We start from the raw sequence: 26,515 nt of genomic DNA, 5'->3' as shown, positions 1-26,515 counted from the left end.
GGCTCTTGGCGAGCTCGATTGAGGTTGAGGGCTGCTGTCGCGGCCTTCGAGGGATGGGCCACCCGGCCGAAGAGGAGGTCTTCGCCATGCGAGTGGGAATCGATGGAAGCTGCCTGGCGAACCGACGTGGGTTTGGTCGCTTCGCCCGACAGGTCCTGGACGCGCTGGCGGACGTGCCGAACCCTCATGAGATCGTCGTGTTCATCGATCGCCCTTCGGCGGCGACCGCCTCGGTCCCCGCTTGCTTCGAGACGGTGCTGGTGGATGTGGGGGAGGCCCCGACCAATGCCGCCTCCGCGACCGGCCGACGGCGGGTTCGGGACATGTTCTCGATGGGCAAGGCGGTTGCGAACGCGGGCATCGACCTGATCTATTTCCCGGCGACTTACACGTTCTTCCCGGTCTGGAACGTCAAGCATGTCGTGGTCACGATGCACGACACCCTGGCGCTCGCCCACCCTGAACTCGTCTTTCCGACCTGGCAAGGGCGGCTTTCCTGGATGCTCAAGGAGCATGCCGCGGCCTGCTGGGCCGATCGGATCGTCACCGTTTCGGAGTCGGCCCGACTTGATCTGATCGCCTGGTTCCGCTTGCCCGCCGAGAAGATCTGTGTGGTGAGCGAGGGCCCAGGCGCGGAATTTCGCCCCCGGCCCCGAGGTCCGGAGTCGGATGCGGTCCTGGCCCGCTACGGGCTCGAGTCGGGAAGCCGGTACGTGCTCTATGTTGGGGGGCTGAGCCCACATAAGAACTTGTCACGGCTGATCGAGGCGTTCGCGGCCGCTGCGCCTGCGGACGTTCGCCTGGTTCTGGTCGGCGACACCGGCGACGTCTTCCACACGCACGTTCCCGAACTGCGGGCGGCGGTGGAGCGGTTCGGACTGGACGGCCGCGTTTTGTTCACCGGGTTCGTGCCCGACGAAGACCTGGCCTATCTCTACAGTCGGGCCTATGTGCTGGCTCACCCCTCCTTGATGGAAGGGTTCGGTCTGCCTCCGGTCGAGGCCATGGCTTGCGGAACCCCGGTGATCTCGAGCACGGCGGGTTCCTTGCCCGAAGTGGTTGGGGACGCTGGCCTCTTTTTTGACCCGACCGATGTGGGCGCGATCGCAAGAGCCGTGCGGCGGATCTTCGAGGACCCGGCCGCGCGCGATGAACTGGCACGCACGGCCTTTCGCCGGGCGGCTCAGTTCACCTGGTCGAACTCCGCGCGGGCCTTGCTTGCGGCGTTCGGAGAATTCGACCCGGGATGGGATCCGCGGCACACCGAATCCATTCTCCACTTGAGCCATCGATCCTCGCGAAGTCCTCGCGGCGAAGCGTGGGATCTGGTCGAGGCGAAGCTGCCGGCTTCCGAGCACTGACGACGAGCCGGTGCATGCGTTTGTATCCCACCAAGAAAAGCAACGTTGAGGACGGATCGGTCCCCCTTTGGAGATCAGGCCCTTGTAGGGACCAAGGCCCTGGTTTCTCGAGACGTTCGGAGGAAGCCGCCATGAAATTCTGCATGCTCACAACCTTCTTCGGCAGCCAGAGCTTTGGAGGCGACGCCGCCTTCGTCGATCGGCTGTCGCGAGCCCTAGCGCGGCAGGGGCACGAGGTTCATGTGATCCACTGTCGCGACGCCTTCGAGGCGTCGCGCGGTGACCAGACCCCTCGCCCCTATTCCCCTCCCCCGGGCGTTCAGATCCACCCACTCGAGAGTCGGGCCGGCGTACTGTCCCCCTTGTCCACGCATCAGACGGGTCGCCCGCTGTTCAAGGCCCGGGCGATCGGCCGCCTCTTGCGTGACATTCGCCCGGACGTCGTCCACTTTCACAACCTCTCGCTGATCGGCGGCCCCGGGCTGCTCCAGATCCCCGCCCCGGGCGCCCTCAAGTTCATGACGGCCCACGAGCATTGGCTCGTCTGTCCGCTACACGTTCTCTGGAAGCACGATCAGAGCGTCTGCGAGCGGAGCGAATGCGTCCGCTGTTGCGTTAAGTCGCTCCGTCCGCCTCAGCTTTGGCGTATGACTCCGCTCCTGGACCGCTCGCTCCGCCATCTCGATGCGCTCATCTGCCCCAGCCTGTCGACCCGTCGTGAGCACGCGCGGCGGGGAATCGTGGCCAGGATGACGCACTTGCCCTATTTCTTGCCGCACGACTATACGGGATTGCCGTCCGCGCCCACCCCAACGCATGCCCGGCCTTACGTGGCCGCAGCCGGTCGGCTCGAGAAGATCAAAGGGTTTCAGGACGTGATCGAGGCGATGCGACGACTGCCCGGGCTGGACCTCCGGATCGCGGGATCGGGCCAGTATGAGGCCGAGCTCAGGGAGCAGGCACGCGGCCTCGACAACGTCCTCTTCGAGGGCCGACTCGACGCTGCCAATGTCGCGGCCTTGTTCCGAGGGGCACGCGCCGTCGCGGTTCCTTCCCTGGTCTATGAGACCTTCGGCTATGTCGTGCTCGAAGCCTTCGCCGAGCGGGCCCCGGTGGTCGTTCGTAATCTTGGGGCTCTTCCCGAACTCGTTGCCGAGAGCGGCGGCGGACTTGTCTTCGACTCTCCCGACGGGCTGGTCGAGGCTCTGGGCAAACTCACAAGCGACGACGAGCTGAGACGGACCCTGGGCGAGAACGGGCATCGAGCCCGGCACGGGATCTGGTCCGAGGCCGAGCATATCGACCGCTACTTCGCCTTGATCGACGAGCACCAGCAACGCCATCGTCAACGCCAGCGAACCGGCCCCGCGCTCTCGCAGGCCGTGGCCGCCGTCAGGCGGCAGGAGCCGGTTTTGGTCCCCGAGGAGGCGTTTGAGCCGGTTCGGTGATTGGGAAGAGAAAGGGACAGGACGTTGAGGTTTTTCGCCTGCCTCCGAACTTCAAATTCCCGGCGAGTAGGGAGCGTCAACTCTCTTTGTCTTTCGATTGGAGCGAACGGGCGAGGAGGAGGATAGCCATGTCGAGCCAATTCTCCGTTAGTGTATCAGCAGTTACGTGCTGATGAGAGAAGAGGACGCGGCCCTGATGAGTTCGTCCTTGACCTCGCGTGCGAACTGGGATCGGCTGAACTGCGCGACGTGATCGAAGCCTCTGGCAATGCACTTCCGCCGCTCCTCCTCACTGGTCGAGAGCGTCTCCAAGGCAACGGCCAGGGCAGGTGCGTCGGCCGAGTCGAGATACCAGGGGGCGTCCCCGCCGGCTTCGACGAGGGCGCTGTTGCGGAGCGTTACGACCGGGCAGCCACTGGCGAGCGCTTCGACGACGGGCAGACCAAAGCCCTCGTAGTCGGAGGGGTAGAGCAGGGCGATGGCCCCGGCCAGGAGGCTGCGGAGGATTGGTTCCGCGACATGCCCCGCACGGATCGTGCCGTCGGCTGGGCCCGGCAAATCGCCCGGGTCGTCGGGGCCGACGAAGACGAGCCGGTGGCCTGGGTGAGCCTGGCGGTGGCTGGCGAACGCTTGGAGGATCGCGGGGACGTTGCGGCGTCGCGACCGTTTGCCGACAAAGAGAAAATAGGGAGACGACTCTACGCCAACATGTCGGCGCGCCTCGATGACCTCGGGGGAATCGCGGGCCAAGGGGCGGAACTCGGGTTCGGGGCCGGGATAGGTCACCCGGATCCTTTCCGACGGAACGCCGTGGACGCGGGCCACGTCATGGGCGGTCGCCTGCGAAGGGACGAGGATCCGGTCGGCCTGGTGCGCAGCCAGACGGTAACGCCAGCCGAATCGCCAGCGAACGAGCCGAGGGAAGCTCTCCGGCACGACCCAAGGCAGGGTGTCATAAATTACCAGGACCGTCCGGCCGCGCCAGGGCCAGGGCACGAGATTGGCGGGAGCGAACAGCAAATCGTCGGGACGGAGCTCGCGAGCGAGCCCGAACCATTCCCAGGCGAGGCCCGACCATCGCTCGCCGACCACCTTGGTGCTGAGGCCGTCGATCAGGGGAACCCGGTTCCGTCCCCCAGGGTCGCGAAGGACGACCAGGGTCTCCGCCAAGGGGAGGCCGGTCAGCGCCCATTCGGCGAGCAGGCTCTCGAGGCAGCGACCCACTCCCGTTCGCTCCGCAGTGAGCCGCTGGCCATCGATCACCAGGCGCATCGTCTTGGGCTCCTTGGGCTTGGGTGTTCTCCGCTCGGATTGTCCAGTTTTCCTCACGAATCGCCAGCCGAACCTGCCGGACGGGTCAGATCTTGGCTCTTTTGGGGAATCCGAGCGGATTGGGAAATTGCGGTTCGCCTCTTTGACTGAGCATGCTACAATCCTTCGGTTGGAAAAAAAACGAAGGGTACACCCCACCGGCTTGAGGCCGAGATCCTACCTCGCGAGCCATCTGCCCGTTGGTCTCTTTGCGCTGTCTCATCTTTTCGCATCCGGTTTGTTGCCGGGGCGGACTTCTTTGGCGCGACAAGGCCGACAACTACGCAAGCCGCGTCCGAGAACGGATAACCGCTAGGGTTGTCCCGTCCGCGCCACAAGTCGGGGTGAGAAGGAGTTAAGTTTGCAGAAGACGACGATCGGGACCTCGACGACCGAAACAACCGAGGGGTTCCCCGCGCTGGGTGTCAGCGAGCTGACGTTGAAGGCCTTGGATCGCGCTGGCTTCAAGGAGCCGAGCCCGATTCAGCAAGCGATGATCGCTCAAGCGATTGCGGGCCGCGATTGCCTGGGCAATGCCCCCACGGGAACGGGCAAGACGGCCGCGTTCTTGGTCCCGATCTTGGAAAAGGTCGACGAAAATGACCGTCGGGTGCAGGCATTGATCCTGGCTCCGACGCGTGAGCTGGTCATCCAGATCAGCCGTGAGTTCGAGAAGCTTTCCTACGGCCGGCGTGTCCGAGGTGTGGCGGTGGTCGGCGGTGAGCCGATCCTTCGCCAGCAGCGAATGCTGGGCGCGGGCTGTCAGGTGGTTGTGGCCACCCCCGGCCGCTTGATGGACCTGATGGCCCGCCACGCGATCCGGCTCGACAAGGTGCAGGTGGTCGTCCTCGACGAAGCCGATCAGATGCTCGACATCGGATTTCGGCCGGCCGTTGAGACGATTCTCAAGTCGGTGCCGAAGACCCGGCAGACGCTGTTGCTGTCGGCAACGATGCCTCCCGAGGTTCGCGACCTGGCGCAGACCTACCTGGTCAATCCGGTCGACGTCCGTCTCATCCGTGAGGACGAAGACGCGACGATTCCGGCGATCCGCCAGTTGTACCTGATGGTGGCTGCTGAGCGGAAGTTCGAGCTGCTCATCAAGTTGCTTCGCCGTGAGGCGGCGCCGCGAGCGATCGTCTTCTGTCGGACCAAACGGGGAGCCGACCGGGTGGGCATGCTGCTCCGCTCTGAAGGGCTGCTCGCCGACACGATGCACGGCAACCTGAGCCAGGCGCAGCGGAACCGGGTCCTCCAGGGGTTCCGATCGGGCCGGCTGACGATCCTGGTCGCGACCGACGTTGTCGGCCGTGGCATCGACGTTCGCGGGGTCTCGCACGTCATCAACTTTGACCTGCCCGAGGATCCGACCCACTACGTTCACCGGATCGGCCGTACGGGCCGGATGGGGAGCGACGGTGTCGCCTTCTCCCTGGTGCTGCCCGACCAGGGCAAGCTGCTCGACCAGATCGAGCGCTGCATCTCGCGTGAGTTGGAGGCCGACCAGGTCGAGGGAGTTCCGGCTCCGCCCCGACCTTACTTCCGCCCTCAGCCCCGCCAAGGTGGCTTCCGACGCGGTCCTGGTCCCCGGCACAACAACGGGAACGGCAACGGTCATGGCCATGGCAACAACGGCAATGGCCATGGGAACGGAAACGGCAATGGAAACGGCAGCGGCCGGTTCCCGCGTCGCGCTGTCTCTTCGTCTCAGGGAGTCCGCCGTCGCCGCGATCGCGAACCCCAAGGTGCGGGCCGCGGTTGAGCTTAAGCTCACTGCGATTTGAACGCTCAAAAGAAGACCCGCACGCGAGAGGGAAGCCTCTTGTGTGTGGGTCTCTTTTTTTTGATTGATTGGGATGATGCAACTCGGATTTCGCATTCTTTAAAAGGCGAGCGGGGAAGCGTCGGCTCTCTGGCGTGGAATCGGGCTCGGACCTGGTCTATTCACTGCGATTCTCTCGACCACATCCCCAATAAATTCATTGCCGCCGCGAAAAAAAAGTGTAGCAGTCTCGCCTTCCAGTGGCACTACTTGGTGATGGAGACAGAGCACGGGAGAGGGAGAGCGGATGGCGGCGAAACTGACGAGTGGGACCGTGCGGGACCTGGAAACGCTGTTCGAGACCGGTGTGGTCGGTGATTGGACCGACGGCCAGCTCTTGGAACAGTTCCGGTCCGGGCCCGGTCCGACCGCCGAGGCCGCGTTCGCAGCGATGATCCGCCGGCACGGACCGATGGTTCTGCGCGTCTGCCGGGGTGTCTTGAACGACGAGCACGATGCCCAGGACGCCTTTCAGGCCACGTTCCTTGTTTTGGTGCGGAAGGCCGGATCGATCCGGAACCGCTTTTCGGTGGCGAGTTGGCTCTACGGGGTGGCGCATCGTGTCGCCTCGCGGGCGAAGGTCGATGTGGCCAGACGGCGAACCCACGAGCGCCGGGCCGCCACGCTCATCAAGGAGTTGCAATACGACTCGGCGGGCGGGCTCCTGGCTGAGCAAGCGGTCCTCGATGAAGAGATCTGCCGGCTTCCGGAAAAATACCGCGCCGTGGTCGTGCTCTGCTACCTTGAGGGCCTGTCGCAAGACCAGGCCGCCGTGTCCCTCGACTGGCCGTCCGGCACGGTTCGGGGGCGGCTCTGCCGGGCCCGAGAGCTCTTGCGGTCCCGTCTGTCCCGCCGAGGGTTTGTGCTGCCCGTGGGGGCCGTGACGGCTGGGCTCGCGCCCCGGGAGGATGCGGCCATCCCCGCCATGCTGATCGGCACGCTGCCTCGCGCCACTCTGCTCGCTGCCGCAGGTAAGTCTCCAGCCCCTAATGCGATTTCCGAGTCTGTCATCGCGTTGGCCAGCGCAACTTTGAAGGCGATGTCCTGGGCCGGCATCAAGTTCACTTTCGCCCTGTGTGGCGTCGGCCTGGCCACGGCCTCAATCGCCGGAGTCGCGGTACAGTTCGGGCCGTCCCTGCACCGTCCGGTCCCCGTGAAGCCCACAAAACCCGTGGTCGCAGTCGCACCTGACCCCGCCCCCGAAGCCGTACCCGTCCCGGAAATCGTGGCCGCACCCAAGCCGGTCCCGCCGGTCAGTGCCTATCCCGAGCCGGAGACGCCTCCCTCCGCGCCGAAGCTGGATCCACTGGCTGGCAACGATCTTCCCGAACGTGATTCGGTCGCCCTGGCATTTCCTCTCGAGAACATTAAGGTCGATGGTGACCTCGCGGATTGGCCCGAGGACATCATTCGCTACCCGGTCCGTAAGCTCTTCATGGCGAGTGGATTCCGCCCGCCCGCAGGCGGCTCGGATTTGAGTCCGGCGTTTTCGGTTGGCTACAACCTGAAGGAACAGCTCATCTACCTGGCTGTGGTTGTCCGTGACGACAAGGTTGTCGTCGGTCACACCAGCCATATGGACACCGACGCCGTCGAGGTCTACATCGACGGCCTCAGGAGCGAGCAGAAGTTCTCGGGTCAGTTCGCGAACCCCGTTTGGCAGCACGTTGGCCTCGCGGACCTTCCTGTCCAGCAGTATATCGCCATCCCGGGCTCGGGGAAGATCTACGGGACGCCGCATAACACGAACCCGGTTGTGATCTCCGGCGATGTCAAGAAGACCAGGACGCGGGTGGCGTTCCGCCGCGTCGGGGACATTACGACCTACGAGTGGGCGATCCAGCCCTTCGACCGGTATCCCGACCAGCCCACTCGCTTGGAGCGAGGCAAGCGGATCGGTTTTGACCTGGCGGTGGCCGACAAAGACGTCCCCGCGACGTCGTCGCAAGGGATGGACGAGCCTGCATTCGCTCGTCTCGCGTGGGTTTACTGGGGGCCTCAGTGGACTGGTATGAAAGTGCTTGATGCCGGCAACCTCGGAGAACTGATCCTCGCCGCCCCGCGCTGAGGGGCGCGAAGGCGAGGAGTCAATGTCAGCGGGTGCCAGGGCCCCTCAGAACCCTGGCCCTGCTACGTCTCAACGTTTGTGGTTCGACCTCAGCCCTGATGTGCCGAGGGGGTTCTTCGTCCGCCTTCGACTAATTTTCATGATAAGGAGCTGTAGATGATCCTCCAGACGCTCCCCCAGCGGCCCAGCTCTGGATTCTTAACGAGCAAGATCCTCGCCCATCTCGGCGGTTGGATCTGCGGCGGGGTCGTGCTCTGCTGGGTCGCCTTGCAGGCAGGGCCCCGGACCGGGACCGCCGTTGTTCACGTGACCGAGCCCAACGTGGCCGTGAACATCGGCGGCCAGATGTTCCAGGTCGGCGAAACCATTCACATGCCGCTTGTTTGTGACCTCCCCGCCGGAGCGCATCGGCTCACGATGACGCGGGGCGCGACGGTGCTTTACGCCGAGAACTTCTCGATTGAAGGGGGAGAGGAACATGTCCTCACCACCTGGAAGCCACCGGCCGAGGGCGCCAGCCGGGCTGTGAATCGGATTCCGTGGTTCGAAGGCTCGGCCCGTGGGGGCCAGTTCCCGAGTCCGAGTACGGTAGGGACTCCGTGGCCTTCAGAAGCGAACTCGCATCAGTAAAGGGTTTTGGTCGGATCTTCGCTCGCCTTTTCGGCGAGCGAGATTCCCGGTTTAAGTCCTGCTCACCTTTTAAATCTCACGCGGACCGGCGGCTTGGATGGCGAGCTCGACGTCGTTGAACCGCGTGAAGTTTTTGCGGAACAGTTGGGCGAGTCGAGACGCCTGGGTGTCGTAGGCGGTTGGATCGGGCCAGGCGGTGCGTGGGTCGAGGATCTCGGTGAGCACACCGGGGCAGGTCTTTGGATACTCGAGGCCGAAGATCGGATCGACCGCGTAGGAGGCGTCGCGGATCGTCCCGCCCAGGACCGCGTCAACCAGCGCGCGGGTATGCCGGAGTGCGATCCGACGCCCTTGACCGTGGCCGCCGCCGGTCCAACCCGTGTTCAGCAGCCAGGCCTCGACGTGATGCCGCCGCATTTTGGTGCCGAGCAGGTCGGCGTAGCGATTCGGCGGCAGGGTCATGAAGGGAGCGCCGAAGCAGGCGCTGAAGACGGCCGACGGTTCCTGGCTGAGCCCGCGCTCCGTCCCGGCGACCTTGGCCGTGTAGCCGGAGAGAAAGTGATACATCGCCTGTTCGGGCGTGAGTCGGGACAAAGGGGGGAGAACCCCGAAGGCGTCACAGGTCAGGAAGATGATCCGGCTCGGATGCCCCCCTTGTCCCCCTGGCACGTGGTTCGGAATCGACTCGATCGGATAGGCCGCGCGCGTGTTCTCGGTCAGCGAAGCATCGGCGAAGTCGGGAACTCGGGTCTTGGGGTCGAGCACGACGTTCTCGAGCACGGTGCCGAACCGGATCGCCTCATAGATCTCGGGTTCGTTGAGCCGGTCAAGGCGAATGCATTTGGCGTAACAGCCTCCCTCGAAGTTGAAGACGCCGTCGTCCCCCCAGCCGTGCTCGTCGTCGCCGATCAGAGCCCGAATGGGATCGGCGGAGAGGGTCGTCTTGCCGGTGCCCGACAGCCCGAAGAAGAGCGCGACGTCGCCGGCTTCGCCCACATTCGCCGAGCAGTGCATCGAAAGCACCCCTTGGCGCGGGAGCAAGTAGTTGAGGATCGAGAAGACTGACTTCTTGATTTCCCCTGCATACTGAGTCCCCCCGATCAACACCAGCCGCTTCGCGAAGTTCAGGACGATGAAGACCTCGCTCCGCGTGCCGTCCCGCTCGGGGACCGCTTGGAAGTCGGGGGCCGCAATGATCGTGAACGCGGGCCGATGACTGGCGAGTTCCTCGGCTGTGGGTCGGACGAAGAGCTGGTGGGCGAACAAGGCGTGGTACGCGCGCTCGCAGATGACCCGGATCGGCAGGCGATGGGTGGGATCGGTCCCCCCGAACGAGTCCTGAATCCAGACCTCACGTCCCTCAAAGTGTTCGAGCACACGGCGATGGAGTGCATCGAACCGGTCGGGCTCGAAGGGGAAGTTCACCTCGCCCCAGTCGACCTCGGACTCGCTCGATGGCTCTCGGACGATGAACTTGTCCTTCGGGGACCGGCCGGTGTACTTCCCGGTCTTGAAAACCAGGGCCCCTTGGTCCGACAGCTCCCCTTCACCGCGGCTCAGGGCGTGCTCGGCGAGCACGGCCTGCGACGCGTTCCAGTGCTGGACCCCAACGCCGCGCCATCCCTGCTTGTCCAGGGTCAGACGACCCGCATCGGCCGCCGTTCGATCGGATGGGTCGTCCATCGAGCCTTGATCCCTTCGAGGGTGACAAACCATAACGGGCGGGGCCTCCCGTGCCTCTGCCTCGCCTCATTATCCTTCGTAACATGGCCCGCGCGGTTCGGCAAGAGTGGCCGTTCACCATGATGATCCTTCCCTCACGGCATTCCGGTGCGTACGGGCTGGCTCGGACCCGTCGGTATCTTCAGCGCATGGATTCGGCGAGCCTGTTTGAAGGCTCGCCGGAGATCGATCGGAAGGTTGTTGCTCTTTGGCGGCCGAGCAGGTGGAGTCTCAACCGCCAAGATCATGGAATCATTTAATGTCGATCTGGATATTGGTGTTGCCGGCGGGAGGAATGTCGATCGCGATGCCGGAATTCTCTGGCTGGGAGTATTTCTCGGGAATGAGATATTTCGGTACGAAGTCTCCCCCCTTCGTCGGCACTTCCTCGGTCACGAGGACTCCGACCTGATGTTTGCCTGCGACGGCGCCATCGCCGTCGGTGTAGGTTGTGAGGGTGAAACTGCCGTCCTTGATGATCCCGGTCGAGGGACGTCCTTTGTCAGGCAGGAAATACATCGTCCCTTTGCTCACGGGGCTGCCCTTGTAGGTCACTTTACCGGCTGCGGCGACCGCTGGTAGCTCATCCTTGTCTCGGCCTCCACAGCCTGAAATGGTGACCAAGACCAACGCCGATACCAGCACGAAACCTCGATGGTCATACCAACTCACCAACGCCTTCATATCGTTCCCCTGGCCGTTTCACGGCTCATTTGACTTGATCCGGTCGGACAATACCGTGCGCCCACTTCCCGAACGCGAACGTGGCGCCGGTAGGGCTGAAATCGAGATCTCAGAAACCGTGGTGGATCTGCACTCCGGCTCGCGCAGAGCGCGAGCCGGAGGCGAATCCCTTTTGGTTGTTCGGGTCGAGGCGCTGGTCGCTCCCGATTGGGAGTGAGCCGGTTGATGAAACGGATCCGTCGACACGTTCCTCAATAGCTATCGGAGCTGATGACTTCGCCGTCCCCACGTGAGGAGAGGGCTTGGTAGGTGGCGAGGTTGATCGAGTTCTTGATGAACCGGACTGAGCCGTCGACGAAGAGGAAATTGGCTCCGCCCGAGTGGCGGCTTCCGAAAGCGTTGTTCATTCCACAGGGATTACCCCCTGACGACAACCCGGTACCGGGCAAGGTATTCAGCGGGTTCCGGGTCGTCCGGAAGTTCGAGCCGAGTCGCAGTGTGATGGTCCAGACATTGAACTGGTTCTTGGCGCCCGAGCAATTGCCGACCTGGGTGCCATACCAGGAACCGTCGTTGTCGTAGGTCGTCTCGCCGACTGCGAAGGTGTTGCTGGTGCCGTCGATGAAGCTGCGGATGCGATGTGGCACGCCGTAGTCGGCAAAGCCGTTGTTGTTGTGCTTGATGTCGGGCGTGGCATATGGGCCATAGGAATCAGAGCCTGAGTTGGCGCCTCCGAGCGATCCTGCGCACGACGAGTACGAGGAGGGGGCAAGGTTCGCGACGTGGGGGATGTCGTTGCGTCCCGAATTCGTCGTGGAAAACGAAGGTTGCTGCCGGATGTCGCTCGGGCAAACGAAGACTGCCAGCGTGGTCGACGAGACGGTGGTCTGCGCCAGCGGAATGCACGAGGCGGCGTAGACGCCACTGACGCCCGGATCGTTGAAGGTGAGCTGGAAGTTCCAGGCATTAACAAGAGACTGCTGCTCGAGTTGTGGCAAGACGGAGACCCAAAGGCTCATGGCATTTGAATCGTTGTTGCCGATGTCGTTGCCCGGTCGAGCGCTAGGGAAGGTTCCCCCGACCTCGTGGTAATTGTGCAGGGCCAGCCCCAACTGTTTCAGGTTGTTGGAGCATTGGCTCCGCCTCGCTGCCTCGCGCGCCGCCTGCACGGCCGGCAGGAGCAGAGCAATCAAAACCGCGATGATGGCGATCACTACGAGAAGTTCGATAAGCGTGAAACCTCGCCGCATCATGTTCATGGGCTCCGATAAAAAATGAAATCTTGATGAATTGCGTGCGGTCCGAATCTCGGGACGGAGAACGAGACTCAATAGGCGTCGGCGCTGATCACCTCGCCGTTTGCCTTGGTTCCGAGGGACCACCACGTATTCCGATTGACGGAGTTTTTGATGAACTTGACGCTGCCGTCACCCATCAGGGCGTTGATCCCTCCGGAGTGGTAGCTGTCGGCCTCGCTAAAGGTCGATGCCGACCCTGAGGTATTGCTGGAGCAGTAAGTCCACTTCGAGGCATTGGGCATGGCCAATGTGTTGAACAGCGTGAAGGCCATCGAGCCGTGGATCCAGTTCTTCCCACGCTGGGTGTCGACCGCACCTGCACGGCTTTGCCAGGCCGTGTCGCATGCCGCCAGAGCCGTGATGACCGCGTTGGGATTGCTCCAGCCATCGGCAAGCTGGCCGGCAGCCGCGCCTCCGATGCTCGTGATGCCGATGTTGATCTGGCCTAGAATCGCTTTGGGGTTTCCCACGGTCGACTCGGCAAACGCGATGGTGTTCGACGTTCCATCCAGGATGTCTCGAAGCCCGCAGACTCGCTGGTAGGCGAATAAGCCGGTCGTCGTCAGGCTCGCCATGACCGGGGGGGCGGGCCAAGTTGACGTGTTCGAGTTCGTCAGGTTGGAGGTGGTGCCGACGGAGGCGAAGTAGTTATTGCAATTGATGTAGGCCTCGGCCGAATTCACGTCGGAGGGACAGAGAAAGGCCGCGACCTGGGCATTCATTGCCGTGCTCTGAATTTGATACTGGGGGGCCGCACTTTCATCGATTCCCCAACTGAAGTTGATCGAATTGTAGATTGCATTCTGCTCCAACTGGGGCAAGAGTGCCGCGTGAGCGCTGATCCCTTGTTTGGAAGTGTAGGTCCCGGGCGCTGTGGTTAGGCAGTTTCCCGACCCCATGGGAAGCGAACCGTTGATGTCATGGTAGTTGTGCATGGCGATGCCAAGCTGCTTCAAATTGTTGACGCACTGGGCCCGCCGTGCCGCTTCGCGGGCTGCCTGGACTGCCGGCAGGAGTAGTGCAATCAGGACTGCGATGATCGCGATCACCACGAGGAGCTCGATCAACGTGAATCCACGACGATACATGATGGCTTTTCTCCCCTCTCGTTCATTTTGATAAACGAATCGAATGAAATGAGCAAAACTGCACTGATCTAGGAAGGATCCAGCGAGAAAATTCCAGGAGGGAGCCCCCTCCGAGAGAACCAACACATCGTTGGATCGCTCTGGAATCGGAGAAATCCGCCACGGCGGAACACGAATGTGCTACGACGTGCTGAGACGTTGTCTCAGGTCTGATATTTTAAAAATGGACTACACGATCAAAGTGGGACAGGCTGGATCTTCCTTGAATGATCTAGGATAGAGAGGATCGAGATGACTTTCAAGGCAAATAGTACCGAACTTTTCGAAATGTGTTGTGCACTGATCATTGCCCAGTCTGGGGAGTAAAATACGAAAGAATTAGTAGACTCCCGTGATGTGTTTATGGAACGGGAGCGAGGATATCGAGGTCGAGCAGGCATTGGTTTGATACTGGTGGATCTTATGAAGGAGCCATTCAGGACAATAGGGGATAAGTCGAATCTTGGGGCTAAGGGCCCAATCCGACAATCACCTCCCGGTTTCTGGAACGGGTCACCGAGATAAAGCGCAGCGTGGTCCAATGGCGAAGGGTCGCTTTTGGCTGTTGCCGTTACGATGCTTTGGGTGGCCGGTTTCGCTGGATTCCGGTCTCTTGGAGGCGCGTCCCGGGCCGAGAACGAGAAGCAACGATCGCCAGGGCAAGCCGGACCCGATCGTTGAGTGGAGCGGGGCGATTCAAGGTGAGGCCTGCGAGGGGGAGGCGGTCTGAGGTGAGAAGTGCGAGGAGTATTGCGGCTGAGGCATCGCTGCCGGGAGCCTGGATCGCTTGTGCTAGCGCGTCCTTGGCGTGGCGGCGCGCATCGGGATCGTTCGTCTCGCCGAGCCACCAGGCTCCCCATTCCCGTCGAACCGTGGGGTCATTGGGATGGGAGAGAAGGAGTGCCTCGAGCCTACGCCGGCTCTCCGCTCGGGTCTCGGGAAGCTGCCTGAGCCAGCGTGCGCGAACGATTTGCGGGATCTCTTCTGCGTAGCGGGCCATGTTCAGGCGATTCAGGACGAGAGCGGCAATGCGGTCGTGGACAGGTCCCTCGGCCAGTAGGGTCGCGACCCGACCGCTGGGACCTTCGCCGATCGCCCGGACGTCGTCCAGGGCGTCGATCGCCGGTTCGAGGCGGCCTTCGGCCAGATAGGCCAAGGCCAGCTCGATTTCCGCGTGGCCCCAACGATCGGGGGTCGGATCGACCATGGGCCGCCATGCGAGGGCGGCGATCGGGAGGACGAGCAGGCAGACTCGCCAGCCAATCCCTCGCCATTGCCGTCGAGCGAGTCGGCGGCCCATGTCGACCGTCCCCGCTGCGGCCAGCAGCGCCAGGCCTGGAAGCCAGGGGATCCGGTAACGTCCCACAATGAAAAAGAGAGCGGTCGTTCCCAGGCCCGCCCAGGTGGAGAGGATCAGGAAGCTCCAGAATGGTGTTCGCCCTTCTTGCCCCAGGCCCAGGCTGAGGGCGGCCAATGAGAGCAAAGTGCCGAAGCTGATGACTCCCCAGGACAGGCGGGGGGCCGCGACAAGGCGGACGAATTCGAGGTCCTGGTTGTCGGGAATCTCGAAGTCATGCGCGAGCAGGCCGATCTTGTTCGCGAGTAAACGGAGCGATGCGGCTGGGGCGTCACGCCAACGTTTCAGTCCTTGGGCGAGCCAGAACCGGGAGACGCCTGAGTGGCTCAATCGCCGGCCGGAGCGGCGGGTGGCCTCCTCGGCGAAATCGTCCGCCTCATGCGCGGGGTTCGCCTCGACGAAAGGGGGCGCCACATAAGTCCCAGTGGCTTCGGGGCCGTTGCCGATGTAGAAGTTGGCGCCCCCTTGCCAGGTGGTCAGGATCAGCTCGGTCGGCCGGGAGACGACAGCGTTGACCATGGTGACGGGCGCGATGGCGAGCGCGAACCCGAGCAGATAAAACAGGGCCCTGGCCCTTCGGCGGCCTGCGGTCACGTTGTTGGGGAATGCCAGAACCCACCAGATGGCACCGAGAGGGGCGAGGACGAGGGCATTGGCGCGGAGGAGGCTGACGATTCCCCAGGCCAGACCTGGCCCCGTCGCTCTCCCAGCCCGGCCGCCTGGCTTGGCGGCCCACGCTGTCAGACCGAGCGCTGTCGCCGCTCCGAGAGCGGCCAGGCTCTCCTTTTCCAACAGCCCGTCAGTGAAGATCAAGGGTCCGCACGTCGCGCAAAGGAGGCCGGCCACCCTCCCCTCAACCGGTCCGAAACCGAGGCGTCCCGCTCCGTAGACCGCCAGCGGCGTGATCGCGCCGAGACAGGCCAGCGCGACCCGAAGACTCGAGACCTCCGTCCCAACCACCCGCATCAAGCCCGAGAGCAAATAAGGATAGAGGGGATCCTGATAGAACGGCCGGTCGGGGAACCATGCCCCGTTGAGAATCGCTTGCGCCCGGGTCCAATAGGCCCCCTCATCCACCCAAGGGAGCCGGCCGAGCGGGTGCCCCACGAAGTCGCGGACCGCGGTGACTCGCAATACCAGGCTCAGAAGGACAATCGCCAACGGCCAGCCGATCTCGCCCACGCGGCCTGGACGAGAGGGTTCGTGTCCCATCGGCAAGGTCGGGGCTCGGCTCATTTGGGTCTACCTGAAGATCATTGGGAATCCGTCCTGGGGCTGGAAACGGAGCTGCGCTTCATCACTGGGCAAAAGAGAGAATCTCAGCCGCCCGCGGCTTTGCGAAGCGACGATTGTGGTGTTGAGGTCGGCCGCTGCTCGGCTAGCGAGAAGACTCGATCGACGAGCCTGTCCGCAAGTGTGGCTCCCGGTTGTAGCGTTTCCGTTGGATGCCCGGGGCGGACGAGGTGGACGGTGTGCCGCCCTTCGCGGAGGGTTTGGAGGTCGTTGGCAACGGTCAGATCGGCGCGATTGGCCAGGCAGGCCGCCTCGGCTTCCGCGAGCAGGTCGGGTAGGGGGACGCGGGAGAGGAGTTTGAAGCCGACCAGGAAGACGCTGGGGGACCAGTCGCGGACCGATTGGATCACTTTCGGGGTCCGCAGGGCGTGGATGATGATTGACTCGGCCTGGGAGTTGAGCTTGCCCGGAATTGGCCGGGGCTCGAAATCGGAGACGGCCATCGCCAGGAAGGCGACGTCGATCGATTGCTCGAGGAGAACGCGTTCCAGGTTGGCGGCGTAGTCGGCGACGGTCCCCTCGGCGAGAGGGACGAGGTGGAGCCGGTCGGCGACGGTCCGCCACTCGCGATGGAGCTTGGCGAGGCGCGCTTGCTCCGCCTCGGGGTCGGTCGTATTGAGATCAAATCGCGCCAGGCGGCTGTAGGGAAGTTGCGCCGCGGGGGTGTGGAGGTGCCAGACCGACGCCCCGTGTTTGAGGCAGGCCTCGGCGATCATTGCCGAGAACCGGCCCGACGAGACATTGGCAAGGTGGCGGACGTCATCGATCGGTGCGATCGTTCCTCCGCCGGTCACAACCACGTTCATCGGCCCTGACTCTCCTCTCTTGCTGGAATCTCTGATGCGGGCTAGCTTTGTTTTTGTGGTCCATCGCGATTCGAGTGCGACGACTCTTACCCCGCGCCGAGCTGTTCAACGATGCCGACAACCTCACCGCACGACCCGAAGGCCCGCGAACTCTTTGACGAGATGGCTCGCTGGCCGATCTTCGATCCCCACTCGCACATCGATCCGACCCGGCCCGCAGCGCGGAACTTCGACGAAGTCCTCGGGTATCACTACTATACCGAACTCGCCCACTCGGCGGGGATGCCCGCTGAGCTCGTCTCGCCGAATCTCGACCCGGAAACAAGGGTCCGGAACCTGGCCGGCTACCTCGATCGGATCGACAACACCGTCCAGTATTCGTGGTTACTGGAAATTGCCAAGACGTTTCACGACTTCCCCCACGACCGGATCACGCCCCAGAATATCGGCGAACTCTACGACCGTGCCCAACGTTCGAGCAGCGGCGAGGCATGGGACCGCGAGGTCTGGAAGAAATCACAGCTCGAAGCCGTCTTTCTGACCAACGAATTCGACGACCCGCTCGAAGGGTGGGATCCGCAGAAGTACGTCCCTTGCCTGCGGACCGACGACCTGGTCCTGAAGCTTCACGAACCGACGACCGTTGACCGGCTCCGACGTGCCACGAATGTTGACGTCCAGGATTATGCGACCCTCCGCCAGGCGATCGGCGTGCTCTTTGAACGGTTCGTCAAGCGGGGCGCGCGCGCCTGTGCGATCAGTCTCCCGCCTGACTTCGCGCCCTACCGAGCCACCGCCAAGCGAGCGGTGACGCCGGTCCGCCGCGCGATTCATCAGATGGATCAGCGGCCCGACGAGCACGACGAGGTGAGGCAGGTTGTCTTCTGGACCCTGGCCGAGTTCTGCGCGGAGTTCCGGCTGCCGTTCGACCTGATGATCGGCCCGATCCGGAACGTCTATCCGGCGGGTGTTGCGGGGGGACGCGACCTGTTTGACCGTAGGGTCAGCCTGCACGGTTACCGCGAGCTGTTCAACCACTTCTCCGGGGTCACGTTCCCGGTCTCGACCCTCTCGCCCGACGCGGGGGGCGAGTTGGTGGCCTATTCCTGGATCTTCCCGAACGTGATTCCGATGGGGCACTGGTGGTACTCAAACATCCCGGCATACATTGCCGCCGACCTACGAGCTCGGCTTCAGGCGGTCCCCAAGGTGAAGCAGGTGGGGTACTACTCCGACGCCTACAAGCTCGAGTTCGTGCTGCCGAAGTTTAACATGTTCCGTCGCGTTCTGGCCGAGACCTTGGCCGACGACGCGGTTCGGGGCCAGGGATGGTCGATCGATCGCGCCCTCGAACTGGCCCGGCTGATCCTGCTCGAAAACCCAAAGCGAATTTTCAGTCGAGCGGGGGCGGCCTCCTAGAGAGGTTGATTTGACCTGGAGCGGAACGCGGGGAATGATTCCATTAACAAGAAAGGGTGGGCTAGATTGTCGATCGCCTCGACGGTCCCACCCTTTCTCCAGGGGCTTCCGACCCAAATCGGCGGGCCCTCAAGGAATGGCACCCATGACGCGAGCACGCTTCGAAAATATGGTTTCGGCGGCAGTGACTCTGGGCTTTGCCCTGAGTCTGCCGATCTTTGCAACGGCTCAGGCTCCGAGTGGGCCAGGGCTTTCATCGGGGTCGGGAGCAGGGACCGGGACGGGAATGTCGTCGGCCATCGGGAGGAATCCCTCGGGGTCGATCTCAGGGGTTGGTCCCAACCGCCCGCTCGGACCCGAAGCGGGGGGCTTTGTCCCTTCCTCGGGCTTCGTTCCTCTGCTCCCTCCAGGCTACAGCGTTCCGCTCGGTCCTGGGGCGAACGTGACCTTTCCGGACAATCAAGACCTGTTTTCAATCTCGAGCTTCTCTGAGGAGGCGGGCCGCACCAATCCCCCCAACCTCAGCCGAGTCCAGCCGAGAGAGTTGGAATTTGCACGCTCGATCTCCGATCCGGGTGATCGCAGCCTGACGCTGAACAAGGTGGCGAGCGTTGCCATCTTCGGCAGCCAAATGCAGCTGGCGCATCGTGCGCTGGGCGAGGCTGCGGAAGCTGCGCTCACGATTACCGACCGGACGGTCCATGACCTTCGGCTAATCGCCATCATCAATGGGTTGAATAACCTGAGCGAAGCTCTGCTCCGTGAAGGGAAGGCGGATTTGAGCCTCCCCGAGTTCAACGAACCCGAGGAGCCGCTCTCGAAATCGTCCAAGGTCGATCGGGAGATGCTGATCAGTCGGGCCGAACTCGAGTGGGCTCGAGCCGCTTTCCTGGCGACTCGGATCTACAATCCGACCTATCACACCGAGATGCTCTACCGGGTTGTCGAGAGCCAGGCGTTCGGCAGCCAGACGGTCGTCAACGAATTCCCGCATGACGAACCCAAGGATGACAAAGAGCCGGCGAACCAACAGAAAACGCATCCGCTCGACGTCCGTGCCGACCGGATGTTGGTCAAGGCGTCGGAGGACGCTCGGCTGATCAATCGTCCAGTCTGGCGAGATCGGGCCCTGGTGACGGCCGCGACTGCGGCGGCCCATTCAAAGCAGTACGCGCGAGCGGTTCAAATCTCCCGGCTGATCCCTCAGCCGGAAGTGCGGACCGACGCCTTGGTCAAGGTCGCCGAGTCCCAGGCGCGGGGGAATGACGCGGAGGGGGCCACTGCGACTTACCACGAGGCTGCCAATGCGGTCTCGTCGATTCCTCTCGACGATCCTCGCGCCATCCTGACCGGCGTTCTGATCGATAACCTGATCTCCGTCGGCCGGTTCGAGGATGCACGACGATTGATCGTCCTGTACCCCGACGAGCCGCGACGACTCGTCGCCCTCGGTGCCATTGCCGAGTCGCAGGGCTTCCGAGGCGCGTCCGAGTCGGCCATCGAGTGGATCACCAGGGAGGTTCCCAAGGAGCACCAGCCCGTGCTTTATCGCAAGCTCAGGTTCGGCATCCTCGCGGCTGTCGAGCAAAACCGGAGCCGTGATATGTCGAACCGGGATCGCTGATCCGTCGACGCGAAGTGAGAGGATGAGATCATCTCGAGGGTGCGTGAGTCGGCTCAGGAGTCGACTCACGCACCCTTTTGTTTTTTTGTCAACGAATCTCAGCTTGACTTTTGCCGTTTTGGGATACAAATGTGGCGAGCCTCCCTGGTGCAATGAGGGGTATGCACAGAGCCCTTCCTCGCACACAAGAAGGCCGCCATGACCAGTTTAACCGATCGGACTCGCGCGCGACTCTCCGTGAAGCAACTTCGCTTGCGGTTGCGGACCAACCGGCGGCGACAGGCTCGCAAGGCGCGGGCCACACGGCGAAGGCTCGAACGAATTCACGAGCAACTCCCCAAGCAGGTCCGCACCGTTCTTGACCCCCTCGAACCCGCCTTCTCGCGGGCGGCCCATCGCCGGTTCATCCTCCTGGCCCTGGCCGCGATCCTGACTCTGGGCGGACGCACGATCAACAACCTGCTCCGTGTCCTGGGCACCCTGGCGCCCGGGCACCCCAGCAGCTATCACCGCGTCTTCTCGCGCGACCGATGGTCGCTCGCCGCCCTGGCTCGCCGCTACATCGCCACGGTCCTCGCCAGTTTCGTGCCGCACGGGCCGATCCTCCTGGCGGGTGACGACACAGTCACCGAGCATCCCGGCCCTCATGTCTACGGTAAGGGACGCCATCGCGACCCGGTTCGCTCGACTCACACCTACACCGCGTTCCGCTGGGGGCATAAGTGGGTCGTCTTGGCCCTGCTCGTCCCCGTCCCCTGGGCCACGCGACGCTGGGCCTTGCCGCTGTTGATCGCGCTGTATCGAACCAAGGAGGATAACGCGAAGTGCGGCCGACGGCACAAAACACCGCCCCAATTGCTCGGCCAGTTGGTTCGTGTCTTGATGCGATGGTTCCCTGATCGGACCCTGGTCGTCACCGCCGACGGCGGCTATGCGACCCACGAGTTGGCGGAACTGGCCGCACGGACCCCGAAGCGGCTGACCCTCGTCAGCTTGTTTTACCCCGATGCCAACCTGGTCGAGCCACCACCGCAATACGCGGGCCTGGGACGTCCTCGGGTTAAGGGAGCGAAGTTGCCCGGCCCGGCGGAAGTCGTCAAGGTGAGCCAGCAACGACAGGCCCTGGAAGTCGCCTGGTACGGCGGCGGCCGACGTCGTGTCGAGACCGTGACGGGGACCGGACTCTGGTACAAGGGAGGACGTCCCCTGGTGAACGTGCGCTGGGTCTTCGTCCACGACCGGGACGGCACGCACCGGGATGGATATTTCTTCACGACCGACGCCACGATGAGCGTCACGTCGCTGATCGAGACCTACACCGCGCGGTGGAACATCGAGACCACCTTCGAGGAAATTCGCTCTTACCTCCGCATGGAGACGACGCGTGGCTGGAGTCGAGACACGGTCCTGCGCGTGGGTCCCTGCCTGTTCGGACTGTATACCCTGGTGACCTGGCTTTACTCCCGATTGCCGAGACGCGGGTCGCGGGTCGGCGGCGTGGACTGGCCGGGCAAATGTGATGTAACGTTCTCGGATGCGATCACGGCGGTCCGCCGCTGGTTGTGGCTGGAATGGGTTTTGGCGATCCCTGGTGATCGCGTGGTGTTCCAAAAGCTCACGCCCGGATTCCGGCAACTCCTGCTCAACGGCCTTGCCCCCGCGGCCTGAACCCCCGCCAAGTCGCTTGCCACGCTCAAAAGCCCGGTCCGAGACGCCGTCGCAAGGGGTCTCCTCGGATCAGGGTGCGCGCTGGCACGACAAGGTCGTCAAAACGGCAAAAGTCAAACTCAGCTCGCCGGAAAGAACGATCCATAGCGTTCCTTCGCGGCGCGGATCCCGGCGTGAAACGCGTGGATATCAAAACCGAGAACGAACATCCGGCAGCCCCAGCCGCGCATCCGTTCGGCGTACTCTTTCCCCCGCGGTACGATTCCCCACGGTTTGCCCGCGTCGGCACAGGCCCGGGCGATTTTTTCGATGGTCTCCAGGCAGCGGGGATGCTCGAATTCGCCGGGCACCCCAAGCACTTGGCTGATATCGGCCGGTCCCACGAAGAGCAGGTCGACGTCCGGAACGGCGGCGATCTCGGCAACCGACGCGATCGCGCTGGCGGTCTCGATCTGGATCCCCACGAATGTCTCGGCGTTGGCGCGGGCGGCATACTCGCCGATCGGGGTGAGGCCGAACCGACCATCTCGATTCCCGCCGTTCATTCCTCGCTCGCCGCGAGGCCAGAATTTGGCCCAGCGAACCGCCTGTTCGGCCTCCTCCGGCGAGCGAACCATGCTGACCATGACTCCCCCCGCGCCGGCCTCCAGCGGCCGCATGATCGAGGCGTAGTCGGTGGCCGGAAGCCGGACGAAGTGATCCAGGCCATAGGCCTTGGCTGCGAGGGTCGCTAACTCGATCTCTTTCATGCCGATGCCGGCATGCTCGACATCCAGCCAAAGCGCGTCGAACTCGCCGTGCTCACCGAGAATTTCGATCAGCTTGGGGCTCAGCAACTGCCCGAGGCCGAACATGCGGACCACTTGCCCTTGGGCAAGGAGTTCTTTGATCCGTCGCATCCGTCTCATCCTTCGTGGGGTCGATTCTTCAAAAAGTTCAGGAGGGCCGGGCCTGGGGCGATTCCGGGGGCTCGAGCCATCTGAGAACAAGGACGTCGACCTTGGGCCGACGGTTGAACCTAACCGGCCGATCGGCCATAACCAAGGGGTTGCTCCTTTGGGACAGGCGCGCGGGTCGGGCTTCGGTCTTGAAGGGCTCGTGGATCTTAAACTCGAGTGGTTCGCCGCTGTCCCTTTTTTTCGTTTGTTTGGGGGCTCTCCCCTCTTGATCCTTCCGTCAAATGCGAGAGGAACGGTTGATGTCGTCTGCCTTCACGGTGGTAATCACTGACTTCCTGGACGAGACCTCGATCGAGGCTCCGATCTTCGGCGACCTCGCCCGGGTCGAGCTGGCCCGCGCCACCGATGAGGAGAGCCTGGCTCGCTATCTGCCCGGGGCCGATGCCCTGATCACGTATCATGAGATTGCGTTTTTGGGTGAGTCCACGTTCGCGAACGCGCCGCGGTGCAAGTGCATCGTCCGCGCTGGGGTGGGCTACAACAACGTCGACCGGACGGCGGCCGCCCGTCACGGCGTGATCGTGTGCAACGTCCCCGACTACGGCACCGAGGAAGTGGCTGATCACGCGATCATGTTTCTCCTCGCCTTGGCGCGGCAACTCGTTCCGTCGCACGAGGCGATCCGCGCGGGGGGCTGGGACTATCGGACGGCGCTGGGGACTCCTCGACTGCGAGGCAAGACGCTCGGCCTGGTCGGCTGCGGCCGGATCGGGACCGCGACCGCCCTCCGCGCCAAGGCGTTCGGCCTGGACGTCGTCTTCTTTGATCCGCTCGTGCCCCAAGGAGTCGACAAGGCGCTCGGGATCCGGCGGGCCCACCGCCTGGAGGAGCTGCTGGAACAGAGTGACTACGTAAGCCTCCACTGCTATCTGGACGCCACCACGCATCATTTGATCGACGCCAAAGCGCTAGCCCGGTTGCGTCCCGGTGCGCTTTTGATCAACACGGCGCGCGGTCCGATCGTCGACCAGGCCGCGCTCCTGGAAGCGCTCGACTCTGGCCGGGTTGGGGGGGCCGGGATCGACGTCGTCGAGCGAGAGCCGCTGGACGATGACCGGCTGCGGCACCACCCTCGCGTGCTTCTTACCCCGCATTCGGCGTTCTACAGCGTCGAAGGTTTCATCGAATTGCGGACAAAAGCCGCCGAGGAAGTCCGCCGGGTTCTTCTCGGTGAGCCCGTTCGCAACTCTGTCTCTCTCTAAGGGTTAGAATCATCGAACCAGGTGTTCATGGCTGTTCCGCAAAAATTCCGACAATGATTTTGATTTTGCGCGAACATCCCTGGCCGCTATGATGTCTAAGACCGCACACGAGGGGGCGACTCTCATTGGGTCGCTCCCCAGGATCAATCGGCCGCCGGGCGTGTTGCCCGGCGGATATGAGAAATCGGGAGCTCTGACGGACCTTCAGGACTCGTCAATAGACAGGGACGGATTGAACGTCCCGCACTCGCGACGGCCGCCCTCTCCCGGGACGGCCCGCACGGCGACCAGACTGGTCGCCTCACTTCAACAGCCCGCCGTTTGAAGGCGGATGTGAGGGTCTCGCCATGTTGAACCGCACGAACCGGACGCTGTCGGCCAATCTGAATGGGCTGAACCTCGGCACGCGGTCGCTCGCCGTCACGGCGAACATCAACACCGGCGATCTCCAGACCCTGCGCACCCGCCACGTCCATCGTGTCGTTATGCGCGACGGAATGCATGGATATCTACCGCTCTCGATTTCGCTTTCGAGAGGAGAGATTCCTGTAATTCCAGGCTCACTCCCCGTACCGACGTGGCTCTTACAGAGTCGCTCGGTCAGGCCGTGGGGCGAGTTCGCCGCCGAGATGTTTACCCCGTCCGACAGGACCTGTCGGCAGGGTGAATCCCAAGCCTTCTCTCGCGAACGGCTTCTGGATCCGCAAGATCCGGATCGTTCGAAACGCGATCGCAAACCGGCGACAACCGGTAAGCGCTCGCAGGTTGAGAAGCGTTTTGGATTGGCCTCGGCCCGAGCTGCCCTAGCGACCGGCGCCGCGATACTCGCGGCATCGGGAGGGTGAGCGCCGAACCTCCGGCTCATTATCGTTGGAACACCTTCGAACGCTCGCGACAGTGTCGGTCGTGACTTTCGAGGAGGAACTCCAGCCCACTGAGTTGGCGGTCGGCTTCGTGCGGACGACCCAAGTTGCCCCATCGCAACGGGTACCGCGCCCCAGCCGTCTCCGTCGGCCGCCGTGCGAAGGCGAGCGACACTCGAGCCGTCCCGTCCTGGTGCGCAATGCGCTCACCCAGGATCAAAAAGGGATCTCGGCCGTGGGTTCGCCTCTCCCTTTCGCTCGTCGACGCCTGATTCGTGGACTGCGGTGGTTCGATCGTAGGCCCTTTGACCGTACGCGGCTTGGCCTCGATCGCCCCTGGACCCCCAGAGGAATGGGGAGCGATGAACGTGCTGGCGACTATACGAAATCTCACGGTCCGGGATGAACCTTGGACCGATCTGGCGATACTGGTTCGACGCGCCCAAGAGGGCGACCGCGAAGCGTTCGGAGAACTGGTCGAACAGTTCCAGCGCACCGTCCACGCCATCTGCCTGCGGCGGCTGGGCAACCCGAGCGAGGCGCTCGAGTTGACTCAGGAAGTCTTCCTCCACGTTCTGCGGCGGCTCGACCAACTTCGCGAACCCGAACGGTTCGCTGGCTGGCTGCGGCAGGTCGCGGTCCGGATGGCGATCAACCGAGCCACCCGGCGCAGCGTGCCGCCGAGCGTGGAGACCAGCGTCCTCGAGGGGGCCGGCGAACAGCGTGAGGCTCCTCTTGATGAGCTGATCAGCCGTGAACGAGCTCATCGGCTCTGGGAGGCCCTGGAGCGGCTCAAGCCTATCGATCGCGAGGCCTTGGTGGCATTCTACATCCACGGCCACTCGTTGATCGAGATCGCTGAGCAGCTCGCCGTGCCGATCGGGACCATCAAGCGGCGGCTGCACACGGCTCGAAAGCGACTGAAAGCCGAACTCCAGGCGAGCGTCGCCGATGCCGACGAGTGGGGCGATCAGTCCGGCGGCGACGAGGAGGATGCCGACCTTGTTGGCGCACGGGCTGAAGAGTCCACACTCTGGTAATTCGACACCCGGGGCGAACGTCAGGTTCGCCCCGAGGGTGTCGATCGCGGGTGATACGACTCGAACTCACGCGAGTACCGCGCCACCCGGAGCTTGAGCAGCCCGAAATCAAACCAGGCCAGGGCCACGACCGGCAGCAACAACACACCCGCCAATATCGCCCCCACATCCGGCCGCCGGAAGGCCGTGAACAAGGCCACGAAGATGAGCGCCAGCCCCAACGGGACCGCGGTGAGCATCCAGGTGACGCGTCGATATTTCGCCACCTGTTCCTCGATTGGCTCAACCCCCAGCCGAATCCTTCCGAGCTTTCGCCGCCAGTAACGCTCGCGGGTTTGCCACTCCGCCTCGGCCGTCGATTGTTGTTCGGGGATATTTGCGTCCATCACGAATCTCTTGTAAGGGAGGCACGACAAGCACTCTCTTGCGCGGTGGGCCGCGCCCAACCTCCAAGAGAATTCGGATTCATTCTTACCGACTTGCTGTAGGGTGGGCACGACCCTCCCGTTTTCTCTTGGAAAACAGGTTACAGCCTGCCAACCCCATCGTGAACCGGCCTGCTGAAGTCTACCCGGCAATATTAAAACGGAAGTCTAGCACGATGGGGCCATGCCTACCCGGCGAGCGGGCAACATGACCGTGGCGCATTCGTCTCCACCTATCTTTGAATTGTAAGCGAAGTGGAGACACGTGCCTACGAATCCCTTCTGTTGTCACCAAGGCCAAACCCCGGGGAATGCATGAAAATGGCGATTATTCGGAATAATTGGTCCAGGGAGTTTAAGGGTATCGCCGATAGAACTTGTGACCCTG

General features: G+C 63.2%; 20 protein-coding genes. 11 read left to right on the top strand and 9 right to left on the bottom strand.

Annotated elements, in window-relative coordinates:
* Nucleotides 1-86: 86 nt before the first annotated feature.
* Both SINAC_RS32365 and SINAC_RS32360 read left to right on the top strand, forming a co-directional pair.
* On the top strand, nucleotides 87-1,361 hold the full coding sequence (locus SINAC_RS32365; protein ID WP_015249762.1) for a glycosyltransferase family 4 protein: 1,275 nt from the start codon (nucleotides 87-89) through the stop codon (nucleotides 1,359-1,361).
* A 131-nt stretch (nucleotides 1,362-1,492) separates the two neighbouring features.
* Nucleotides 1,493-2,809, top strand: a complete 1,317-nt coding sequence (locus SINAC_RS32360) for a glycosyltransferase family 4 protein (protein WP_015249761.1) — start codon at nucleotides 1,493-1,495, stop codon at nucleotides 2,807-2,809.
* 162 nt (nucleotides 2,810-2,971) lie between these two features.
* Here SINAC_RS32360 and SINAC_RS32355 read toward each other — a convergent pair whose 3' ends face one another.
* On the bottom strand, nucleotides 2,972-4,081 hold the full coding sequence (locus tag SINAC_RS32355; RefSeq protein ID WP_015249760.1) for a glycosyltransferase family 4 protein: 1,110 nt from the start codon (nucleotides 4,079-4,081) through the stop codon (nucleotides 2,972-2,974).
* Nucleotides 4,082-4,481: 400 nt separating this feature from the next.
* Here SINAC_RS32355 and SINAC_RS32350 point away from each other — a divergent pair, with 400 nt between their 5' ends.
* The 3 genes from SINAC_RS32350 to SINAC_RS32340 all read left to right on the top strand — a co-directional run bounded on the left by SINAC_RS32350 (nucleotide 4,482) and on the right by SINAC_RS32340 (nucleotide 8,640).
* Entirely contained in the window at nucleotides 4,482-5,882 is a 1,401-nt protein-coding gene (locus SINAC_RS32350; protein ID WP_015249759.1) for a DEAD/DEAH box helicase, read from the top strand.
* 307 nt (nucleotides 5,883-6,189) lie between these two features.
* Nucleotides 6,190-8,010, top strand: a complete 1,821-nt coding sequence (locus SINAC_RS32345; RefSeq protein ID WP_015249758.1) for an RNA polymerase sigma factor — start codon at nucleotides 6,190-6,192, stop codon at nucleotides 8,008-8,010.
* A gap of 156 nt (nucleotides 8,011-8,166) precedes the next feature.
* Entirely contained in the window at nucleotides 8,167-8,640 is a 474-nt protein-coding gene (locus tag SINAC_RS32340; RefSeq protein ID WP_015249757.1) for a hypothetical protein, read from the top strand.
* A 69-nt stretch (nucleotides 8,641-8,709) separates the two neighbouring features.
* Here SINAC_RS32340 and pckA read toward each other — a convergent pair whose 3' ends face one another.
* The 6 genes from pckA to SINAC_RS32305 form a co-directional block, all read right to left on the bottom strand.
* Nucleotides 8,710-10,323 (bottom strand): phosphoenolpyruvate carboxykinase (ATP), encoded by a 1,614-nt coding sequence (gene pckA / locus SINAC_RS32335; protein WP_015249756.1) that lies wholly within the window; start codon nucleotides 10,321-10,323, stop codon nucleotides 8,710-8,712.
* Nucleotides 10,324-10,614: 291 nt separating this feature from the next.
* A complete protein-coding gene (locus SINAC_RS32325; protein ID WP_015249755.1) occupies nucleotides 10,615-11,046 on the bottom strand; it encodes a hypothetical protein in 432 nt (143 codons plus the stop codon).
* Nucleotides 11,047-11,297: 251 nt separating this feature from the next.
* On the bottom strand, nucleotides 11,298-12,299 hold the full coding sequence (locus tag SINAC_RS32320) for a DUF1559 domain-containing protein (RefSeq protein ID WP_015249754.1): 1,002 nt from the start codon (nucleotides 12,297-12,299) through the stop codon (nucleotides 11,298-11,300).
* A 74-nt stretch (nucleotides 12,300-12,373) separates the two neighbouring features.
* Nucleotides 12,374-13,432, bottom strand: a complete 1,059-nt coding sequence (locus SINAC_RS32315) for a DUF1559 family PulG-like putative transporter (RefSeq protein ID WP_015249753.1) — start codon at nucleotides 13,430-13,432, stop codon at nucleotides 12,374-12,376.
* A 610-nt stretch (nucleotides 13,433-14,042) separates the two neighbouring features.
* On the bottom strand, nucleotides 14,043-16,064 hold the full coding sequence (locus SINAC_RS32310) for an ArnT family glycosyltransferase (protein WP_015249752.1): 2,022 nt from the start codon (nucleotides 16,062-16,064) through the stop codon (nucleotides 14,043-14,045).
* Nucleotides 16,065-16,147: 83 nt separating this feature from the next.
* Entirely contained in the window at nucleotides 16,148-16,927 is a 780-nt protein-coding gene (locus tag SINAC_RS32305) for a phosphopantothenoylcysteine decarboxylase domain-containing protein (RefSeq protein ID WP_015249751.1), read from the bottom strand.
* A gap of 111 nt (nucleotides 16,928-17,038) precedes the next feature.
* Here SINAC_RS32305 and SINAC_RS32300 point away from each other — a divergent pair, with 111 nt between their 5' ends.
* From SINAC_RS32300 to SINAC_RS32290, 3 genes are all read left to right on the top strand, one after another.
* On the top strand, nucleotides 17,039-18,346 hold the full coding sequence (locus SINAC_RS32300) for a glucuronate isomerase (RefSeq protein WP_015249750.1): 1,308 nt from the start codon (nucleotides 17,039-17,041) through the stop codon (nucleotides 18,344-18,346).
* 286 nt (nucleotides 18,347-18,632) lie between these two features.
* Entirely contained in the window at nucleotides 18,633-19,970 is a 1,338-nt protein-coding gene (locus tag SINAC_RS32295; protein WP_237722659.1) for a hypothetical protein, read from the top strand.
* 198 nt (nucleotides 19,971-20,168) lie between these two features.
* Nucleotides 20,169-21,638, top strand: a complete 1,470-nt coding sequence (locus tag SINAC_RS32290; RefSeq protein ID WP_015244795.1) for an IS701 family transposase — start codon at nucleotides 20,169-20,171, stop codon at nucleotides 21,636-21,638.
* 119 nt (nucleotides 21,639-21,757) lie between these two features.
* Here the strand turns inward: SINAC_RS32290 and SINAC_RS32285 are convergent, their stop codons facing one another.
* Complete coding sequence (locus SINAC_RS32285) at nucleotides 21,758-22,537, bottom strand: HpcH/HpaI aldolase family protein (protein ID WP_015249748.1); 780 nt, start codon at nucleotides 22,535-22,537, stop codon at nucleotides 21,758-21,760.
* 299 nt (nucleotides 22,538-22,836) lie between these two features.
* Between SINAC_RS32285 and SINAC_RS32280 the strand changes: the two genes are divergently transcribed.
* The 3 genes from SINAC_RS32280 to SINAC_RS32265 all read left to right on the top strand — a co-directional run bounded on the left by SINAC_RS32280 (nucleotide 22,837) and on the right by SINAC_RS32265 (nucleotide 25,702).
* Nucleotides 22,837-23,799 (top strand): C-terminal binding protein, encoded by a 963-nt coding sequence (locus tag SINAC_RS32280; protein WP_015249747.1) that lies wholly within the window; start codon nucleotides 22,837-22,839, stop codon nucleotides 23,797-23,799.
* 347 nt (nucleotides 23,800-24,146) lie between these two features.
* The gene (locus tag SINAC_RS32275; protein WP_015249746.1) at nucleotides 24,147-24,644 is read left to right on the top strand and encodes a hypothetical protein; all 498 of its coding nucleotides are present in this window, start codon (nucleotides 24,147-24,149) and stop codon (nucleotides 24,642-24,644) included.
* Between the two features lie 380 nt (nucleotides 24,645-25,024).
* Nucleotides 25,025-25,702, top strand: coding sequence for an RNA polymerase sigma factor (locus SINAC_RS32265; RefSeq protein WP_015249745.1), 678 nt, complete (start codon nucleotides 25,025-25,027; stop codon nucleotides 25,700-25,702).
* A gap of 20 nt (nucleotides 25,703-25,722) precedes the next feature.
* Here SINAC_RS32265 and SINAC_RS32260 read toward each other — a convergent pair whose 3' ends face one another.
* The gene (locus tag SINAC_RS32260) at nucleotides 25,723-26,088 is read right to left on the bottom strand and encodes a hypothetical protein (RefSeq protein ID WP_015249744.1); all 366 of its coding nucleotides are present in this window, start codon (nucleotides 26,086-26,088) and stop codon (nucleotides 25,723-25,725) included.
* Between the last annotated feature and the right edge of the window lie 427 nt (nucleotides 26,089-26,515).

Origin of the sequence: Singulisphaera acidiphila DSM 18658, assembly GCF_000242455.2 — a bacterium.
Lineage (GTDB): Bacteria > Planctomycetota > Planctomycetia > Isosphaerales > Isosphaeraceae > Singulisphaera > Singulisphaera acidiphila.
The sequence above is the reverse complement of the archived record's forward strand: the minus strand, read 5'-3'. Positions and strand labels throughout refer to the sequence as shown.

Excerpts from the sequence above, each read along its gene's own strand:
- SINAC_RS32285 (WP_015249748.1), bottom strand. The coding sequence starts at position 22,537 with ATGCGACGGATCAAAGAACTCCTTGCCCAAGGGCAAGTGGTCCGCATG.
- pckA (WP_015249756.1), bottom strand. The coding sequence starts at position 10,323 with ATGGACGACCCATCCGATCGAACGGCGGCCGATGCGGGTCGTCTGACC.
- SINAC_RS32310 (WP_015249752.1), bottom strand. The coding sequence starts at position 16,064 with ATGAGCCGAGCCCCGACCTTGCCGATGGGACACGAACCCTCTCGTCCA.
- SINAC_RS32290 (WP_015244795.1), top strand. The coding sequence starts at position 20,169 with ATGACCAGTTTAACCGATCGGACTCGCGCGCGACTCTCCGTGAAGCAA.
- SINAC_RS32300 (WP_015249750.1), top strand. The coding sequence starts at position 17,039 with ATGCCGACAACCTCACCGCACGACCCGAAGGCCCGCGAACTCTTTGAC.
- SINAC_RS32260 (WP_015249744.1), bottom strand. The coding sequence starts at position 26,088 with ATGGACGCAAATATCCCCGAACAACAATCGACGGCCGAGGCGGAGTGG.
- SINAC_RS32295 (WP_237722659.1), top strand. The coding sequence starts at position 18,633 with ATGTCGTCGGCCATCGGGAGGAATCCCTCGGGGTCGATCTCAGGGGTT.
- SINAC_RS32275 (WP_015249746.1), top strand. The coding sequence starts at position 24,147 with ATGTTGAACCGCACGAACCGGACGCTGTCGGCCAATCTGAATGGGCTG.
- SINAC_RS32325 (WP_015249755.1), bottom strand. The coding sequence starts at position 11,046 with ATGAAGGCGTTGGTGAGTTGGTATGACCATCGAGGTTTCGTGCTGGTA.
- SINAC_RS32355 (WP_015249760.1), bottom strand. The coding sequence starts at position 4,081 with ATGCGCCTGGTGATCGATGGCCAGCGGCTCACTGCGGAGCGAACGGGA.
- SINAC_RS32305 (WP_015249751.1), bottom strand. The coding sequence starts at position 16,927 with ATGAACGTGGTTGTGACCGGCGGAGGAACGATCGCACCGATCGATGAC.
- SINAC_RS32315 (WP_015249753.1), bottom strand. The coding sequence starts at position 13,432 with ATGTATCGTCGTGGATTCACGTTGATCGAGCTCCTCGTGGTGATCGCG.
- SINAC_RS32265 (WP_015249745.1), top strand. The coding sequence starts at position 25,025 with ATGAACGTGCTGGCGACTATACGAAATCTCACGGTCCGGGATGAACCT.
- SINAC_RS32280 (WP_015249747.1), top strand. The coding sequence starts at position 22,837 with ATGTCGTCTGCCTTCACGGTGGTAATCACTGACTTCCTGGACGAGACC.
- SINAC_RS32340 (WP_015249757.1), top strand. The coding sequence starts at position 8,167 with ATGATCCTCCAGACGCTCCCCCAGCGGCCCAGCTCTGGATTCTTAACG.
- SINAC_RS32345 (WP_015249758.1), top strand. The coding sequence starts at position 6,190 with ATGGCGGCGAAACTGACGAGTGGGACCGTGCGGGACCTGGAAACGCTG.
- SINAC_RS32360 (WP_015249761.1), top strand. The coding sequence starts at position 1,493 with ATGAAATTCTGCATGCTCACAACCTTCTTCGGCAGCCAGAGCTTTGGA.
- SINAC_RS32365 (WP_015249762.1), top strand. The coding sequence starts at position 87 with ATGCGAGTGGGAATCGATGGAAGCTGCCTGGCGAACCGACGTGGGTTT.
- SINAC_RS32320 (WP_015249754.1), bottom strand. The coding sequence starts at position 12,299 with ATGATGCGGCGAGGTTTCACGCTTATCGAACTTCTCGTAGTGATCGCC.